The organism is Rhizobium sp. 2MFCol3.1 (assembly GCF_000377565.1).
Classification (GTDB): Bacteria; Pseudomonadota; Alphaproteobacteria; order Rhizobiales; family Rhizobiaceae; genus Rhizobium.
Map to the genome: position 1 here is coordinate 27,646 of NZ_KB898357.1, position 17,269 is coordinate 44,914.

General features: G+C 60.6%; 19 protein-coding genes. 5 read left to right on the top strand and 14 right to left on the bottom strand.

What is annotated here, in order from left to right:
• Positions 1 to 62: 62 nt before the first annotated feature.
• The 4 genes from D460_RS0111425 to D460_RS0111440 all read right to left on the bottom strand — a co-directional run bounded on the left by D460_RS0111425 (position 63) and on the right by D460_RS0111440 (position 3,359).
• Positions 63 to 1,034, bottom strand: a complete 972-nt coding sequence (locus D460_RS0111425; protein ID WP_018898678.1) for a beta-ketoacyl-ACP synthase III — start codon at positions 1,032 to 1,034, stop codon at positions 63 to 65.
• A 19-nt stretch (positions 1,035 to 1,053) separates the two neighbouring features.
• A complete protein-coding gene (gene plsX / locus D460_RS0111430) occupies positions 1,054 to 2,100 on the bottom strand; it encodes a phosphate acyltransferase PlsX (protein ID WP_026283034.1) in 1,047 nt (348 codons plus the stop codon).
• A 103-nt stretch (positions 2,101 to 2,203) separates the two neighbouring features.
• On the bottom strand, positions 2,204 to 2,758 hold the full coding sequence (locus D460_RS0111435; protein ID WP_018898680.1) for a DUF177 domain-containing protein: 555 nt from the start codon (positions 2,756 to 2,758) through the stop codon (positions 2,204 to 2,206).
• A gap of 10 nt (positions 2,759 to 2,768) precedes the next feature.
• Positions 2,769 to 3,359 carry a ubiquinol-cytochrome C chaperone family protein gene (locus D460_RS0111440; protein WP_018898681.1) on the bottom strand — a complete coding sequence of 197 codons (591 nt, stop codon included), beginning with the start codon at positions 3,357 to 3,359 and terminating at the stop codon, positions 2,769 to 2,771.
• Between the two features lie 187 nt (positions 3,360 to 3,546).
• On the opposite strand from D460_RS0111440, the gene D460_RS0111445 reads away from it, so the two are divergent.
• Positions 3,547 to 4,077 carry an outer membrane protein assembly factor BamE gene (locus tag D460_RS0111445; protein ID WP_018898682.1) on the top strand — a complete coding sequence of 177 codons (531 nt, stop codon included), beginning with the start codon at positions 3,547 to 3,549 and terminating at the stop codon, positions 4,075 to 4,077.
• A gap of 77 nt (positions 4,078 to 4,154) precedes the next feature.
• Here D460_RS0111445 and D460_RS0111450 read toward each other — a convergent pair whose 3' ends face one another.
• From D460_RS0111450 to ribH, 3 genes are all read right to left on the bottom strand, one after another.
• A complete protein-coding gene (locus D460_RS0111450; RefSeq protein WP_026283036.1) occupies positions 4,155 to 6,293 on the bottom strand; it encodes a sodium-translocating pyrophosphatase in 2,139 nt (712 codons plus the stop codon).
• 215 nt (positions 6,294 to 6,508) lie between these two features.
• On the bottom strand, positions 6,509 to 6,991 hold the full coding sequence (gene nusB / locus D460_RS0111455; RefSeq protein ID WP_018898684.1) for a transcription antitermination factor NusB: 483 nt from the start codon (positions 6,989 to 6,991) through the stop codon (positions 6,509 to 6,511).
• A gap of 3 nt (positions 6,992 to 6,994) precedes the next feature.
• The gene (gene ribH, locus D460_RS0111460; protein WP_018898685.1) at positions 6,995 to 7,450 is read right to left on the bottom strand and encodes a 6,7-dimethyl-8-ribityllumazine synthase; all 456 of its coding nucleotides are present in this window, start codon (positions 7,448 to 7,450) and stop codon (positions 6,995 to 6,997) included.
• Positions 7,451 to 7,680: 230 nt separating this feature from the next.
• On the opposite strand from ribH, the gene D460_RS0111465 reads away from it, so the two are divergent.
• On the top strand, positions 7,681 to 8,184 hold the full coding sequence (locus D460_RS0111465) for a cupin domain-containing protein (protein ID WP_018898686.1): 504 nt from the start codon (positions 7,681 to 7,683) through the stop codon (positions 8,182 to 8,184).
• Between the two features lie 17 nt (positions 8,185 to 8,201).
• The gene (locus tag D460_RS0111470; protein ID WP_018898687.1) at positions 8,202 to 8,738 is read left to right on the top strand and encodes a GNAT family N-acetyltransferase; all 537 of its coding nucleotides are present in this window, start codon (positions 8,202 to 8,204) and stop codon (positions 8,736 to 8,738) included.
• On the opposite strand, the gene D460_RS0111475 is transcribed toward D460_RS0111470, so the two are convergent.
• The 7 genes from D460_RS0111475 to D460_RS0111505 all read right to left on the bottom strand — a co-directional run bounded on the left by D460_RS0111475 (position 8,701) and on the right by D460_RS0111505 (position 15,406).
• A complete protein-coding gene (locus tag D460_RS0111475) occupies positions 8,701 to 9,321 on the bottom strand; it encodes a riboflavin synthase (protein WP_018898688.1) in 621 nt (206 codons plus the stop codon). The two genes, D460_RS0111470 and D460_RS0111475, sit on opposite strands and share 38 nt — an antisense overlap.
• On the bottom strand, positions 9,321 to 10,616 hold the full coding sequence (gene ribD, locus D460_RS0111480; RefSeq protein WP_018898689.1) for a bifunctional diaminohydroxyphosphoribosylaminopyrimidine deaminase/5-amino-6-(5-phosphoribosylamino)uracil reductase RibD: 1,296 nt from the start codon (positions 10,614 to 10,616) through the stop codon (positions 9,321 to 9,323). Before ribD ends, D460_RS0111475 begins: the two co-directional genes overlap by 1 nt.
• A gap of 3 nt (positions 10,617 to 10,619) precedes the next feature.
• Complete coding sequence (nrdR, locus tag D460_RS0111485) at positions 10,620 to 11,096, bottom strand: transcriptional regulator NrdR (protein WP_018898690.1); 477 nt, start codon at positions 11,094 to 11,096, stop codon at positions 10,620 to 10,622.
• Between the two features lie 9 nt (positions 11,097 to 11,105).
• Complete coding sequence (glyA, locus tag D460_RS0111490; protein WP_018898691.1) at positions 11,106 to 12,404, bottom strand: serine hydroxymethyltransferase; 1,299 nt, start codon at positions 12,402 to 12,404, stop codon at positions 11,106 to 11,108.
• Between the two features lie 154 nt (positions 12,405 to 12,558).
• Positions 12,559 to 13,863, bottom strand: coding sequence for a L,D-transpeptidase family protein (locus D460_RS0111495; RefSeq protein WP_026283037.1), 1,305 nt, complete (start codon positions 13,861 to 13,863; stop codon positions 12,559 to 12,561).
• A gap of 459 nt (positions 13,864 to 14,322) precedes the next feature.
• Positions 14,323 to 14,838 (bottom strand): MarR family winged helix-turn-helix transcriptional regulator, encoded by a 516-nt coding sequence (locus D460_RS0111500; RefSeq protein WP_018898693.1) that lies wholly within the window; start codon positions 14,836 to 14,838, stop codon positions 14,323 to 14,325.
• Positions 14,839 to 14,968: 130 nt separating this feature from the next.
• Entirely contained in the window at positions 14,969 to 15,406 is a 438-nt protein-coding gene (locus D460_RS0111505) for a DUF6163 family protein (RefSeq protein WP_018898694.1), read from the bottom strand.
• A 148-nt stretch (positions 15,407 to 15,554) separates the two neighbouring features.
• Here D460_RS0111505 and hemB point away from each other — a divergent pair, with 148 nt between their 5' ends.
• Complete coding sequence (gene hemB, locus D460_RS0111510) at positions 15,555 to 16,568, top strand: porphobilinogen synthase (RefSeq protein ID WP_018898695.1); 1,014 nt, start codon at positions 15,555 to 15,557, stop codon at positions 16,566 to 16,568.
• Between the two features lie 77 nt (positions 16,569 to 16,645).
• On the top strand, positions 16,646 to 17,104 hold the full coding sequence (locus D460_RS0111515) for an RDD family protein (RefSeq protein WP_018898696.1): 459 nt from the start codon (positions 16,646 to 16,648) through the stop codon (positions 17,102 to 17,104).
• Positions 17,105 to 17,269: the final 165 nt, after the last annotated feature.

The following is a 17,269-nucleotide window of genomic DNA, read 5'->3' on the forward strand; positions in this document are numbered from 1 at the left end:
ATTTGTCTTGCGCCTTACGGTCAAGCCCTTGTTCGTTGTCAGCTTTTTGGGTTTTTGGGCTGTTACCAGCGCAGCAGGACTGCACCCCAGGTGAAGCCGCCGCCCATCGCCTCAAGCATCACGAGATCGCCCTTCTTGATACGTCCGTCGCCGGCTGCAACCGCGAGCGCGAGCGGGATCGAAGCCGCCGACGTATTGCCGTGCAGGTCCACCGTGACGACAACCTTTTCAGACGCGATGTTGAGCTTCTTGGCCGAGCCATCGATGATGCGACGATTTGCCTGATGCGGCACCAGCCAGTCGAGATCGTCTGACGTGGTGCCGGTGCTGTCGAAGGCTGCCTGGATGACGTCGGTGATCATGCCGACCGCATATTTGAAGACTTCGCGGCCTTCCATGCGCAGCTTGCCGACGGTGCCCGTGGTGGATGGTCCACCATCGACGAAGAGCTTTTCCTTGTGCGAACCGTCGGAACGCAGATGCGCGGTGAGGACGCCACGGTCGTCAGTGGTCCCCTCGCCTTCAGCCGCTTCCAGCACGATCGCGCCAGCGCCATCGCCGAAGAGCACGCAGGTCGTTCGGTCATTCCAGTCGAGGATGCGCGAGAAGGTTTCGGCGCCGATGACGAGCACGCGCTTGGCAAGGCCGCCACGGATGTAGGCGTCCGCTGTGGTGACCGCATAGACGAAACCGGTGCAGACCGCCTGCACGTCGAAGGCAAAGCCGTGGCTCATGCCGAGACGGTTCTGGATGCTGACGGCGGTCGCCGGGAAGGTGTTGTCTGGCGTCGATGTCGCGCAGATGATCATGTCGATATCATCGGGCGTCATGCCGGCCTTTTCGAGCGCGGCCAGAGCCGCCGCCGCGCCAAGCGAGGACGTCGTCTCATCTTCTCCGGCGAGATAACGCTGGCGAATGCCCGTGCGCTGGACAATCCATTCGTCGGAGGTGTCCACGACATCTTCCATGTCGCGATTGGTCATAACGCGTTTCGGAAGCGCGGATCCGAAACCGCGAACCACTGAACGGATCATATTCTTCAAATCCCGTCGCTCATGCCGCTTCCGGCCCGATCGGGGGCAGCCGCTTGGCATGATACTTTTGCAAATCGTTTTCTATTTTCTGATTGAGGCCATTCTTGGCCATGTCGTAGCCGACCTCGATCGCAGACGCGATCCCTTCGGCATTGGCGCCGCCGTGGCTCTTGATGACCACGCCGTTCAAGCCGAGAAACACGCCGCCATTGACCTTGCTCGGGTCCATCTTCTCGCGCAGCATGTCGAACGCGCTCTTGGCGAAGATATAGCCGATCTTGGCGAGAAGGGTACGCGACATTGCGGCTTTCAGATATTCGCCGATCTGGCGCGCCGTGCCTTCTGCGGCCTTGAGCGCAATGTTGCCGGCGAAGCCTTCGGTGACCACGACATCGACGGTTCCCTTGCCGATGTCATTGCCCTCGACGAAGCCGAAATAATCGAGCGAGTCGATATTGGCCTCGCGCAGCAGGCGTCCGGCTTCCTTGACCTCTTCCTGGCCCTTGATCTCTTCGACGCCCACATTGAGCAGGCCGATCGTCGGACGGTCGATCTCGAACAGCGCGCGCGCCATGGCGCCGCCCATCAGCGCGAAATCCATCAGCTGCTGGCTATCGGCGCCGATCGTCGCGCCGACATCGAGCACGATGCTCTCGCCGCGCATGGTCGGCCAGATCGCCGCGATCGCCGGGCGCTCGATATTGGCCATCGTGCGCAGACAGAACTTGGCCATCGCCATCAGCGCGCCGGTATTGCCGGCGGAAACCGCGACATCGGCGTCCTTGGTCTTCACGGCCTCAAGCGAACGCCACATGGAAGAGACGTAGCGGCCGCGGCGCAATGCCTGGCTCGGCTTCTCGTCCATGCGCACGGCAAGTTCGCAATCGTGGAGAACGGATTTCTCCTTCAGCTTCGGAAACTGGTCGAGAATAGGCTCGCACTGTTCCTTCAAGCCATACATCACGAACGATATGTCCGGATGCCGTTCCAGCGCCTTTGCGGCACCGGGGATGACTACCTGGGGACCAAAGTCGCCACCCATGAGGTCGAGAGAAATTCTGATCACGCGTCCCTGATCCTTTTTTTTCGTCCCAGGAGGGCGAAATTTTGGCCAAAATACCGGTTTTACCGTCGCTGACAACTGAATTATGTCAAACCGCGAGCGGCTTTCAGTCCTTTTTCCAGTCTTTCAGAACAGCAAAGGCGGAAGGCTTCTTATCGTTCTCTCCGGTGTCTTCTATGTGACCATCGAAGGCAACGCCCTCTTTGCGGGGGTACGGATCAATCGCCATGGCGGCGAACTCGGTAGCGACTTCGCCGGCATCGATCGTATCGCCGACAAAGCTTTCCGGCAGATCGGGACCATCGGGGTCCAGCATCATTTCGCCGGTATCGTTGGCCGGGCGCCGCGCAAGCTTGGAGTTTTCGGGCACGAAGATCTGCTCGAAGGTTTCGTCGATCTTCGACGGCACCGGCTCCAGCGTGACGACGCAGCTCTGGACGATGCTCGCCCGCACCCTGCCCTTCACGCGAATACCGTCCTTCTTCCATCGCGCGATCTGCAGATCGGCGCGGAAATCGTCAACCGAGATCACGTCCCAGGTTTCGGCAAGCGCCAGCAACTCGTCCTTGTCGGCCTCCAGATGGACGTCGACCGGGTTGGCCGAGACATTACCGACCTTGACCAGATAGGAGAAAGGCGTGTCTTCGTTTGAATTCTTCATCATTGTCTCCTCACGCGACGGCGGGCAGCGTTGCCGAGCCGGTCGCGATCGTATCTTCGGACTGTGCCGACAAGTGTTTTTCAGCGGAAAACATCCAATCGGCAAGCGCGCGCATATCGACCGGATCTGCTTCCTTCGGATGAATGTTGCGGCCAAGCGCCACGGCGAGAGCCTCGGCGTCACCAGCGTCCATCGCCTTTGAATAGGCTTCGAGCCGGCCGTAGAACATGCCGGCGAGTTTCTTCATGCGCTTCGGAACTGTGTTGTCGCCGATGCCGAGTTCGCGGATCGAATAATCGATATCCTGGAAGAATGCATCCACGATTTCCTGCGCGATCTCCTGGCCACTCGTCTCGGATGCACGCGTGCGGCGAAAAAACAGGATCATGACACCCGACAGCATTTCGAAGCGGCCCATGACCGTATCCGGCACGCCGAGTCTCTCGTAAAACGCGGGCATGCGGGCGGCCGATGTCAGCGCCTCATATTGCCGGTCGACGATCGCCTGATTGTTGTTTTTCTTGCCGAAGAGCCCGAATATCATTGTTTTTTCCGGAAAGGCCTCGTTCTTGGCGCCAACCTGCGTCCGGCCTTGTTGCATGATTTCGAAAGCTGGTTTACCGAAGCATGCGCGAATTGCAATGGCGAAGGTGGCCACTTTCGGGACAGCGCTTCGACGATGGCCACTCGGCAGATGGCTCACGTCCGACCCCGGAAAGGCCACAATGGTTTTGCATCAGCGTAACATTGCATGGCCGATGGCTGGTATCGATACGTTAAGGGAGTAGATGTCGTTGAAGAAACGGTATTTCAAGTCTGACAAGAAATTCCTCAGCAATGCCGCCATTGCCATCATGATCGCCTCCGCCGGCTTGACCGGCTGCCAAACGGGTACGGTTCTCAATGGCGGTTACGTCGCCGACGAGCAGTCGCTCAACCTGGTTCCCGAGGGTTCGAGCCGCGAGCAGGTTCTGCTGTCGCTGGGCACGCCTTCGACGACCGCCACCTTCGATGGCGAAGTCTTCTATTACATCTCGCAGCGTCGCGAGCGCTCCATGGCATTCCAGAAGCTGAAGGTCGTGGACCAGAGTGTTCTGGCCATCTATTTCGACAAGGACGGCGTCGTGACCCGCCGCGCCAACTACACGCTCAAGGACGGCAAGCCGTTCGACACGATCACACGCGTTACGCCGACTGGTGGTAAGGATCTTACCTTCCTGCAGCAGCTGCTTTCTGGCGGCAGCGCCGCGAACATGGCCAAGGGCCTGTTCGGCGCCGGCGATCGTCCTTCGCCGCAGAACCCGGCCAGCTTGCGCTAAGCGCCAAGTCATCCGCCCACACAAAACCCGCCGGATCGCTCCGGCGGGTTTTTTATTGGTTGTAGATCTGAGACCGATCAGCCCGCCAGGATGGCAAGCAGCAACAGCGCCACGATATTGGTGATCTTGATCGCCGGATTGACGGCCGGGCCGGCTGTGTCCTTGTAGGGGTCGCCGACTGTGTCACCGGTTACGGATGCCTTGTGGGCTTCCGAACCCTTCATGTGGCGCGTACCGTCCTTGTCGACGAAGCCGTCCTCGAAGGACTTCTTGGCGTTGTCCCATGCGCCACCACCCGAGGTCATCGAGATCGCCACGAACAGGCCGTTGATAATGACACCGAGAAGCGATGCGCCAAGCGCCGCGAAAGCCGACGCCTTGGAGCCCGAGATCAACAGCACGCCGAAATAGACGACGATAGGCGCCAGGACGGGCAGAAGCGACGGAATGATCATTTCGCGAATGGCGGCCTTGGTCAAAAGATCGACCGCCTTGCCGTAATCCGGCTTCTCGGTTCCCTGCATGATGCCGGGCTTTTCGCGGAACTGCTTGCGCACTTCCTCAACGATCGACCCAGCCGCACGTCCCACCGCCGTCATGGCGATGCCGCCGAAGAGATAGGGGATGAGGCCGCCGAAGAGCAGTCCGGCGACGACATAGGGATTGGAGAGATCAAAGGAGATCACGCCGATATTGGCGAAGTACGGGTACTGATCACCATGCGAGGCGAAATATTGCAGGTCGTTCGAATAGGCCGCGAACAGCACGAGGGCGCCAAGACCGGCGGAGCCGATCGCATAGCCTTTGGTGACGGCCTTGGTTGTGTTGCCCACCGCATCGAGCGCGTCCGTGGACTTGCGCACTTCCGGCGGCAGATGCGCCATTTCGGCGATGCCACCGGCATTGTCCGTCACAGGACCGAAGGCGTCGAGCGCCACGATCATGCCGGCAAGGCCGAGCATGGCGGTAACGGCGATACCGGTGCCGAACAGGCCACCGAGCTGGAAGGTCGCCAGAATGCCGCCGACGATGACAATTGCCGGAAGTGCAGTCGATTCAAGCGATACGGCGAGCCCCTGGATGACGTTGGTGCCGTGTCCCGTTACCGATGCCTGGGCGATCGAATTGACCGGGCGCTTGTTGGTGCCGGTGTAGTATTCGGTGATGACGACGATCAGCGCGGTGACGATGAGGCCGACGATACCGCAGATGAAGAGGTTCATGCCGGTGATATCATGACCGGCGACGGTGCCGATCAGGCCCCAGCCAACGGTCAGCGACGTTGCCGCGCCAAGACCCAGGATCGACAGCAGGCCGGTGACGATGAGACCCTTATAGAGGGCGCCCATGATCGAGCCGTTGCTGCCGAGCTTCACAAAGAAGGTGCCGATGATCGAGGTGATGATGCAGGCGCCGCAGATGGCGAGCGGGTAGATCATCGCCGACGCAAGAACCGGCGTGCCGCCGAAAAAGATGGCGGCCAGAACCATCGTCGCGACGACGGAGACGGCATAGGTTTCGAAAAGGTCGGCCGCCATGCCGGCGCAATCGCCGACGTTGTCGCCAACGTTATCGGCGATGGTCGCAGGGTTGCGTGGGTCATCTTCCGGAATACCGGCCTCGACCTTGCCGACAAGATCGCCGCCGACGTCGGCGCCCTTGGTGAAGATACCGCCGCCGAGACGGGCGAAGATCGATATCAGCGATGCGCCGAAGCCGAGCGCGACCAGGGAATCAATGACTTCACGCGAGGCGGGATCGTGGCCGAGCACGCCGGTGAGGATCAGATAGTAGATGGAGACGCCAAGCAGCGCCAGGCCAGCGACCAGCATGCCGGTGATGGCGCCCGACTTGAAGGCGATGCCGAGACCAGCGGCAAGGCTATGCGAGGCAGCCTGCGCGGTGCGCACATTGGCGCGAACCGAGACGTGCATGCCGATGAAGCCCGCGGCGCCCGAAAGCACGGCACCAACCAGAAAGCCGATCGCGGCCGTGGCGGAGAGCAGCAGCCAGGCGGCGATGAAGACGACGACGCCGACAATGGCGATGGCCGTATACTGGCGCGTCAGATAGGCCTGCGCGCCTTCGCGAATATATCCTGCAATTTCCTGCATGCGGGCATTCCCCTGATCGGCTGATAGCACCGACCGGATTGCCCAGATGGCATAGACCACCGAAAGCAAACCGCACGCTATTACGCATAAAAGCATCGTCATTTCGCTCTTTCCTCCAAAAGAGCCGGAGCTCACTCCCTCTCCGGCTGCGAACACGCCGTCCTCATTTCCTCCCACAGAAATGCTGCAACGCCGAGTGGAGATTGCGGGGAGGAAAACAGGACGTCAAGCCCGCAAGGGCTGAAAACCCTTACGGAGCAATGGGAAAGAAGAGATTGGCCGATTGGAGGAAGAAGCCGATTCTTGCGCGCGAAACGCTACTTTTTCTGATCGCCGCGAACCTGCTTGGCGATGCGGTCGAGAACCGCGTTGACGAGCTTGGGCTCATCATCGCTGAAAAACGCCTGGGCGATCTCGACATATTCGGTGACGATGACCGCGACCGGCACGTCCTTGCGGTCGAGAAGTTCGAAAACGCCGGCGCGAAGGATGGCGCGAACGGTGCTGTCGAGACGTGACAGCGCCCAATCGTCCTGCAACGCCGAGGCAACCAGCGGATCGAGCCGCTTCTGCTCGCGCACGACGCCGGAGACGATCGAACGGAACCAGGAAGGGTCAGCCTTCAGGTAGGTTTCGCCATCCAGTTCCTGGCCGAGACGATGGGCTTCGTATTCGGCGACGATTTCGAGAACGCCGGTGCCGCCGATATCCATCTGATAGAGCGCCTGAACGGCGGCGAGACGCGCGGCGCCACGCTGGTTCGCTGCCTTGACCGGACGCTCTACGTTTTCGTTGCTCATGCCTTATGCACCCAGCTTTTTCTTCAGCTCGATCATGGTGAGAGCTGCGCGAGCGGCAAAGCCGCCCTTGTCCTTATCCGAACGGCGTACGCGCGACCAAGCCTGCTCGTCGTTTTCGACCGTCAGGATGCCATTGCCGATGGCAATGGATTCGCTGACGGACAGGTCCATCAGAGCGCGCGAGGATTCGTTCGATACGATATCGAAGTGATAGGTCTCGCCGCGGATGACCATGCCGAGCGCGACGTAGCCGTCGTAGTTCGTGCCGTCATTATCCGCTCCATCGAGAGCCATTGCAATCGCAGCCGGAATTTCCAGCGCGCCGGGAACGGTGACGACGTCATAGGTCGCGCCGGCTTCGGTCAATGCGAAGGTTGCGCCTTCCAGGAGAGCATCAGCCATGTCGTCGTAGAAACGTGCTTCAACGATCAAGATATGAGGAGCGGTTTCTCGCGCCATGGGTCACCTTCATTTCCTAGAGGACTTGCCGTTCGACAGGCGGCGGTCAAAACATGCCTTTGTCCGAATGGCAAGCAAATTCGGCTCATGGCTGCGGTGCAAAATCGCGAATCGTCCCGGCGGGTGCCGAGGTGCTGCCGGACCGCTTGGCCGAAAACGCAGGGCCGTGATCGATAACGGGTTGATTTCCCGCGCAAACTCATAGTTCCCTGAGGCAAAGGGAGATGAGAATGACCGATCAGCAAACACCCGTCGTCAACGTGGATGCACTCAGCCTTGAGCGCTGGAAGCAGGGAGAGTTTTACCAGAGCGCGGATACATCCTTCGGTGCGATGCTCGGGCTGAAAGGGCTAGGCGTCAGCTATAACGAGGTACCCGCAGGCAAATCGGGCTGTCCCTTTCATAACCATCATGCCGAGGACGAGATGTTCTTCGTGATCGAGGGGACGGGCGAGTATCGCTTCGGAACGAAGCGCTATCCGATCCGCAAGGGCGACGTGCTCGGCGCGCCGGCCGGCGGGCCGGAGACGGCGCACCAGATCATCAACACGGGCGCGACCCCGCTCATCTATCTCGGCATCTCGACGAAGGCTGCGACCGATATCGTCGAATATCCGGACTCGGGCAAGTTTCTCGCGAAGACGCGCCGCGAGGGATCGCCAGACCGATCGTTTCGCGTGATGGGCCGCGCCGGCGACGGTCTTGATTACTGGGATGGCGAGCCTGGGGCCTGACGAGGAATGAGATCGCGATGACAGAGATACCGACGATCGAGACCGAGCGGCTGATACTCCGGCCGCACGCGCTTGAGGATTTCGAGGCTTATCATGCGCTCTGGAGCAACGATGCGGTCGTGCGCTTCATCAGCGGGGTGGCATCGACGCGGGAGCAGAGTTGGGGGCGCATGCTGCGCGTCGCCGGGATGTGGCACCATATGGGCTTCGGCTTCCTCGCCATCGAAGAGAAAGAGAGCGGGAAGTTCGTGGGCGAAGCGGGCTTTCTGGAGATGAAGCGCGACATGCAGCCGGTCAGCACCGAGGGGACGTTGGAAACGGGCTGGGCATTGATGCCGGAAGCCCAGGGAAAGGGCTACGCGGCGGAAGCGCTGCGGGCTTTGATCGGCTGGGCGGAGGATCGCTTTCCGGCACGGCCGATGAGCTGCATCATCGATCCCGACAATGCCGCCTCGCTACGCCTCGCCGAAAAGCTCGGCTTTGGCGATGCGAGGCATACGCACTACAATGGCGAGGTTATTCTGCTTTCGCGACCGGGAACTCGGCCAGCCTAGCGGCATAGCGAGCCATGGTGTCGACTTCGAAATTGACGAAGTCGCCGGCCTCGCGCTTGCCCCAGGTCGTGACCTCGAGCGTGTGGCGAATAAGCAGGACGTCGAAATCGGTGCCATCGACGGCGTTGACGGTCAGCGATGTACCATCAAGCGCGATCGAGCCCTTGGGGGCGACGAACTTCGCCAGATGCTCCGGCGCGCGGATGCGGAAACGCGTGGCATCGCCCTCTTCGGTGACAGAGAGGATCTCGGCCTTGCCATCGACGTGACCGGAGACGATGTGGCCGCCCAGTTCGTCGCCGATCTTCAGCGAGCGCTCGAGATTGACAGGGCTGCCCTCTTTCCAGGTGCCGATCGTCGTCAGGCGCAGCGCTTCTTCCCAGGCTTCCACCTCGAACCAGCGGCCGTTGCTGCCAACTTCCGGCAGGCCCGTGACGGTCAGGCAGATGCCGGAATGCGAGATCGAGGCGCCCATGTCGATGGTCGCGGGATCATAGCTAGTCGCCACGCGAAGCTTGATGCCCTCTTTCAACGGGGAAACGGATTCGATCGTGCCGACGTCGGTGACAATGCCTGTAAACATCAAACTTCTCTTTCGTATTCGTCCAGGCTGTCGTCGCCAACTCTGCGCGTGCCCACATGCTTGAAATCGGATGGAATATCGGTTTTGCGGATCGGTGTTTCAATACCGCCTTGCCCAATCGTGCCCGGCCCCTGGTAGAGCAGGATGCGGTCGACATAGCCTGCCTCCAGAAAAAGCCGCGCCGTCTTGGCGCCGCCTTCGACCAGCAGCGAGGAAATGCCGCGGGAGGCGAGTGCCGGGAGAAGCTGTTCCGGGTGGTAGGGGTGGCAGTAGACGACTTCGACGCCAGCGGATTCGAGGGCTTGGCGGCGGGATTCGAGTTGGGCGGTGGTTTCAGCGTTGATGTCAGCGGTCGGGATACCCCCCTCTGCCCTGCCGGGCATCTCCCCCACAGGTGGGGAGATTGGCTGGGCTTGCCCGCTCGTTCCAACGTCTACGTTTTGCGAAGGCGCCCGCAACGAGTCGATCTCCCCCCTTGTGGGGGAGATGTCCGGCAGGACAGAGGGGGGTAAATCTTGCTCCCACGCCTCTGAAACCTCCTCACGCCCCACCACGATCACGGGCACCTGCCGCGCCGTCCGTACCAGCTTCGACGTCAACGGCAACTCAAGCAGCGGATCCAGCACAACACGCACCGGCGAGCGTCCCTCAAGCCCCGGAACGCGCACCGTCAGTTCCGGATCATCGGCAACGGCGGTGCCGATACCGACAAGAATCGCATCCGTCTCGGCGCGCAGTTGCTGCACCTCGGCGCGCGCCGCGGGACCGGTGATCGCGATCTGGCCCTCGCCCGTGCGGCCGATCATGCCGTCTTGAGAAACGGCAAGCTTCAGAATCACATAGGGACGGTTCTTCGTCTGGCGGGTGAGATAGGCGGCGAGCGAATGGCGGCCCTCTTCTTCCAGCAACCCGGTCTCGACCGTGATGCCGGCATCGCGAAGCATGGCGATGCCCCTGCCCGACACGCGTTCATCGGGATCGGTAACGCTGATGACGACGCGGGACACGCCGGATGCGATCAGCGCATCAGCGCAGGGTGGCGTCTTGCCGTGGTGGGAGCATGGCTCGAGCGTGACATAGGCAGTGGCGCCGCGTGCCAGTTCTCCTGCCTCGGCCAAGGCCTGAGGTTCGGCATGCGGACGGCCGCCGACGGCGGTCGTGCCGCGGCCGACGATCTTGCCGTCGCGCACGACGACGCAACCGACGGACGGATTGGTGGATGTCTGGCCGAGATGGAGGAGACCCAGGCGGATCGCCTCCTGCATGAATTGCGCGTCGTCTGGCGAGGCGCTCATCGCTCAGCTATCCAATGGATCGCGAGCGATCTTGGCGTTGATCTCCGAGATCACCTTCTCGAAATCCTCGGCATGAGAGAAATCGCGGTAGACCGAAGCGTAGCGCACGAAGCCGACGTCATCGAGGCTCTTCAGCGCTTCGAGAACCTGCAGGCCAATCTGCTCGGAGCTGATTTCGACTTCGCCGGAGCTTTCCAGGCGCCGCACGATGCCCGAGACCGCGCGCTCTATGCGGTCGCGGTCGACGGGGCGCTTGCGCAATGCGATCTCGAAGGAACGCACCAGCTTGTCGCGATCGAAAGGCACCCTGCGGCCGGTCTTCTTCGAGACCATGAGCTCGCGCAGCTGCACGCGCTCGAAGGTCGTGAAGCGACCGCCGCAATCAGGACAGATACGCCTGCGGCGGATGGACGTATTGTCCTCCGCCGGGCGTGAATCCTTGACCTGTGTGTCTTCCGATCCGCAGAATGGGCAGCGCATGCGCTATCCTTAGCCGATGTAGTCGTACATTGGGAAGCGGCCGGTGAGGTTCATCACCTTATCGCGTACGGCTGCTTCGACGCTAGCATTGCCTTCGTCGGAGTTGGCCGCCTTCAGGCCATCGAGAACCTCGACGATGAGATTGCCGATTTCCTTGAATTCCGCTTCCTTGAAGCCGCGCGTCGTGCCGGCAGGCGCGCCAAGGCGAACGCCTGAGGTGACGAAGGGCTTTTCAGGGTCGAACGGGATGCCGTTCTTGTTGCAGGTGATGTAGGCGCGGCCGAGCGCTGCTTCCGCGCGCTTGCCCGTGGCGTTCTTCTTGCGAAGGTCGACCAGCATCAGGTGGTTGTCGGTGCCGCCGGAGACGACGTCGAGGCCGCCTGCGATCAGCGTATCCGACAGCGCCTTGGCGTTCTTGACGACCTGCGCGGCGTAATCCTTGAACTCCGGCTGCAGCGCTTCGCCGAAGGCAACGGCCTTGGCGGCGATGATGTGCATGAGCGGACCGCCCTGCAGACCTGGGAAGACGGCCGAGTTGAACTTCTTCGCCAGATCTTCGTCGTTGGTCAGGATGACACCACCGCGCGGACCGCGCAGAGACTTGTGGGTCGTGGTGGTGGCAACGTGGCAATGCGGGAACGGCGACGGATGCTGGCCACCGGCAACGAGACCGGCGATGTGAGCCATGTCGACCATCAGGTAGGCGCCGACTTCATCAGCGATCTCGCGGAAGCGCTTCCAGTCCCAGATACGGGAATAAGCGGTGCCGCCGGCGATGATGAGCTTCGGCTTGTGGGTGCGTGCCTTCTCGGCGACGTCGTCCATGTCGAGCAGGTTGTCGCCTTCGCGAACACCGTAGGACACGACGTTGAACCACTTGCCGGACATGTTGACCGGCGAACCGTGCGTCAGGTGACCGCCCGAGTTGAGGTCGAGGCCCATGAAGGTGTCGCCCGGCTGCAGCAGCGCGAGGAAGACGGCCTGGTTCATCTGCGAACCGGAGTTCGGCTGAACGTTGGCGAAGTTGACGCCGAACAGCTTCTTGGCGCGTTCGATCGCAAGCTCTTCCGCGATATCGACGAACTGGCAGCCGCCATAGTAGCGCTTGCCCGGATAACCCTCGGCGTACTTGTTGGTCATGATGGAGCCCTGGGCTTCCAGAACCGCGCGGGAAACGATGTTTTCCGAAGCGATCAACTCGATCTCATGACGCTGGCGACCGAGTTCCTTTTGGATCGAACCGAAGATTTCCGGATCGGTATCGGCAAGCGAGCGATTGAAGAAGGTCTGGGTAGAAGCATTGGTCATCGGCGGGCTCCTCAACTGGAATGCGCTAGGCTATTAGCGCCCTGCCCGTTCGAGGGCAATACGGAGAGCGACATTTGCTGGGCAATCTACGCGCAACAAAAAACCGCGCCATGAAAGACGCGGTTTTTTATAACTCCGAGGCAGCTTTCGGCTCTTATTGAACCGGCTGCTCCATGCCCGCGGTGGTGTCGAGCGCGAGTTCGGCATTGCCGTCCATCTGGTAGATGTCGTCGCGGAACTGCACGATGCCATCAGGCATCCCCCAGGCGGAGATGTAGACGAAGTATACAGGCACTTCCTCGGCCAGCTTGATCGGCGTGTTGACGCGGGTGGTGATCACCTGCTCCATCTGCTGGCGGGACCACGGAGGCGTGTCGCGCAGCAGCCAGGTGGTCAGGTCGCGAACGTTCTGAACGCGGACGCAGCCGGAGGATTCGAAGCGCATGAGCTTGTTGAACAGGCCCTGCTGCGGCGTGTCGTGCATATACTCGCCGTTCTTGTTGTAGAAGTTGATCTTCGTCGAGGCCATGGCGTTGATCTTGCCCGGGTCCTGGCGGAACATCAGGTTCGGCGCTTTTTCGGCGTTCCAGTCGATCGTCTCGGGCGCCACTTCCGTGCCCTTGCCGTCGATCAGACGAATGTTGTTCTTCGTGAGATAAGTCGGGTCCTTGCGCATCAGCGGCACGATGTCCTTTTCGACGATCGAGCGCGGCGCGGTCCAGTAAGGATTGAGGATGACTTCGTAGATCTTCGAGTTGACTAGGTGTGTCGGGCGGCTGAGGCGGCCGACAACGGCGTTGTGACGCGTGACGACGCTGCCGTCCTCGATGCCCTCAACATAAGCGGCCGGGATGTTGACCATCACGTGGCGACGGCCGAGCTCTTCCGGGAAGGTCTGCAGGCGGATCAGGTTGGTGTTCAGCTGCTGCAAGCGCACGTCGGCCGGGATGTTCATCGCCTTCAGCGTGAATTCACCGAGCACGCCGTCGGCCGGGAGGCCGTGGCGCGCCTGGAAGCGCTTGACCGCGCCATCGACGTAGGAATCGAAGGACGAGGACATGCCGGCTTCCTGCGGCAGGTCGCCGGTAACGAAAAGACGCTGGCGCAGGGCCTGGACGGACTGATCGGTAACGCCGATCTGCAGACGCTGCTGGCCCGGATTGACCTGCGGCCAACCGCCTGCGGATGCGATCTGCTGATACTGGGCAATCGCCTGCTGAATGCTGGGGACGGACTGCGGTCCGAGGATCGGGGTGTTCGACACCACAGCGTTTGCCGTACGGGACGCGGCTTTCGCGTCGAACTGGTCGTCCCAGTCACCGCGCTCCGGTGCATTGATGAGCGAATCGATCGCCGATTGCGCCAGTGCCGGCGCCGCTACCGAGCTTGCGCCAACGGCTGCGGCAGAAGCAAGAAATGCCCGCCGAGAGAGAGCTTCAGTACCTGTTTTTTTAGACATGCATCCCAACCACAATAATGCCGCCGCTTGAGAGACCGGTGGCTTTGCCCTTCGTCACCGCGAATAACGCAGTCACTACCCATCCGTTGCCACGGCGCACCTCAAATTCTCGCTGCCGGCGATCACATGATCGCGAGCAGGAAAGGCGAGGTTCTCAAAACCCCGGATTCGAAAAGCGCCGATTGCCGTGTATTTCCGCTGCCATGCTAATATGGCCAATTCGTGTCTCCGCCGAAAAGTGCAACTTTCGATAGCGATCGAAGCGAAGAATGAACCAAACCATTGCAAGGATTCTGCCGGCTAATAGCGGCTAAAAGGCGGCTTGAATACAGGGGTTTAAGGCTCGAAGCGCGGTTGGCCGGCCATGCGTTGCAAAGATGCCACGTCGGCGCAAACGGCAAAGCCGGACGCGCAGGGAAACGCATCCGGCTTTCTTTGACCTTGGAGGGGTCTGGTTGCTTAGAGACGATACATGATCGAGTCGTTCCAGAAGCGGTCGAGACGGGTCAGCAGCTTGTTCATCTGCGCGAACTCGTCGGTGCCGATGCCGCCGACCTTGTCGATCGATGCCGTGTGGCGCTCATAGAGCTTGGCAACCGTCTCGGCGATTTCCTGGCCGGTTTCCGTCAGGCTGATGCGAACCGAGCGACGGTCGATGCGCGAGCGCTGGTGGTTGATGAAGCCGAGGTCGACGAGCTTCTTGACGTTGTAGGAAACGTTGGAGCCCAGGTAGTAACCGCGAGAGCGAAGTTCGCCGGCGGTCAGTTCCGAGTTGCCGATATTGAAGAGGAGAAGAGCCTGGATGGCGTTGACGTCGCTGCGACCCTGACGGTCGAATTCGTCCTTGATGACATCCAGAAGACGGCGGTGAAGACGTTCAACAAGATGAAGGGATTCCATGTAAAGATCGCGGATACCCAGGTCCTGCTGTTCACGGAAGTTCGATACCGCCTGCGGCTTGATTTTCGTATTCATGATGACTGCCTCACTGTTTTGTTTGGCGGTGTTGGTTGTCTTCCCGCCTTGAGACAGACCCTATCGAATACAGATAAAATTCTACTTAAACTGCAGGCTTAACAGTGCCTTACCAAAACGCGCTGTTGTATCAGGGTAAATCAACGCTTACCTGCTGCCGGCGCCGGCGCTTCTCCTGCCACAGCAAAAAGCGGAAAACGGCATAGATAATGGCCACTGCCGCATGCAGGAGAATGATGAGTTTGTTGGCTCCGAAAATCTCCGGAAGAAAGCCATACATTATGATCTGGCCACCGGCCGCGAGCACCCAGATGACGGGTCCCCAGGAGACAGCCAGCCATAGCCCGAGAGCCGCCACCGGGAACAGAACTGCAAGGCTGGTGCTCGCCACCTTCCACGGCAGGCTCAGAAGATCGAAGCGTCCAGCGCCGATCAGCGAGTAGCCGACCAGCATCGCCCAATACTGCAATCCGAACCAGAAACACGAGATCGCGATCAGGCGCAGGAACAGGACAAAGAGAACGCCGGTGAGCGTGCTTTTCGGTATGGTCGGAGAATCAGCGTTCATGCGTCAGACAATAAGAGTGCTGCGGCGTCTTCGCCAGCGGTTGATCGCAAGCTGTTGATTGGTTGCGGCCATTCGCCCGGTTTGGATTTGTCTGGCGGCATGATAATGAGCGCAGCAACAATTGGAACTGCCAAGAGCTGGAACGATCATGCAAGACAAGACACACCTCGTCGATGAAATCACGGGCCACCGCCGGATGCGGCGCAACCGCAAGGCCGACTGGACGCGCCGGATGGTGCAGGAGAACCGGCTGACGGTCGACGATCTGATCTGGCCGGTCTTCGTGGTTCCGGGTTCCAGCATCGTCGAGCCGATCCCCGCCATGCCGGGCGTCAACCGAATGAGCGTCGACAAGCTGGTGGAAGCCACCAAGGAAGCGGCCGATCTCGGCATTCCGGCTATCGCGACCTTCCCGAACATCGAGATGTCGCTGCGCGACGAGACCGGCTCAAACAGCCTGGAAGCCAACAACCTGATCAACCAGGCGACAATCGCCATCAAGAAGGCCGTGCCGAATATCGGTGTCATCACCGACGTGGCGCTCGACCCCTTCACCAGCCACGGCCATGACGGTATCCTGCGCGGCAACGAAATCGTCAATGACGAGACCGTCGAGCACGTGGCACGCGCAGCCGTGATGCAGGCCGACGCCGGCTCCGACATCATCTCGCCGTCCGAAATGATGGACGGCCGCATCGGCGCCATCCGCCGGGCGCTCGACGCCGCGGGGCACCAGGATGTCGGGATCATGAGCTACGCGACGAAGTTCGCCTCCGCCTTCTACGGCCCCTACCGCGAGGCGATCTCTACCGGCGGACTGCTGAAGGGCGACAAGAAGAGCTACTATATCGACCCGGCCAACGGCACCGAAGCGATCCGCGACGCGGCACTCGATGTCGAGGAAGGCGCCGACATGCTGATGGTCAAGCCCGGCCTGCCCTATATCGACATATGCTGGCGGATGAAGGAAGCATTCGGTCTTCCGACTTTCGCCTATCAGGTGTCGGGCGAATATTCGCAGATCAAGGCGGCGGCGATGAACGGCTGGATCGACGGCGAAAAGGCGATGCTCGAGACGCTGCTCGCCTTCAAGCGCGCAGGTTGCGACGGCATCCTCACCTATTTCTCCATCGAGGTCGCCAAGATCCTCGCCAAACGCTGATCGCTTCGCGCTAATATTGCATTCGCAGAGAGCGTCACCATATCAGCGGTAGCCACTCTCGAAAGGAGACCGTAACGATGTCGCTCAACCCGAACCCGCTCTATGCCGCACCTGACGATTGGCGCGCCTATAGCGGCACGCTGAGCCGGCGCGTTTTTGCGTTCATCCTCGACTATGTGATCATTCTGCTGCTCTGCATTCCGGCGGCGGTCATCTTGTTCTTCTTGTCGATCGTCACGCTCGGCCTCGGTTTCTTTCTCTATCCGGCGCTGTTCGTGATCGTCGCGGGCCTCTATTTCGGCTTTACGGTCGGCGGCTCGAGCCAGGCATCGCTTGGCATGCGGGCGATGGGGATTGCGATCGTGCGCGTCGACGGGCGGGAGATGGATTTCCTGACGGCGATCGTTCACCTGGCGCTGTTCTGGATCCTGAACTCGGTTCTGACGCCGCTGATTCTGCTGGTTGGTCTGTTCACCGAACGCAGCCGCCTGCTGCACGATTTTCTCGTCGGCACGGTGACGGTCAGAACCGCTTGAAATCGTTCAAGCCACTGAATTAAGCGGATTTCCCCTCCTTTTGAGGGGAAATTTTCGGCCAATATCCGAAAGTATAATCGATCAGAAAGCGCGGCTGACTGCCGCGCTGTTGACGTTTTCTTTTCTTAAGTCATGCTGTCATTTCAGCATGCAACCCAAGGACAT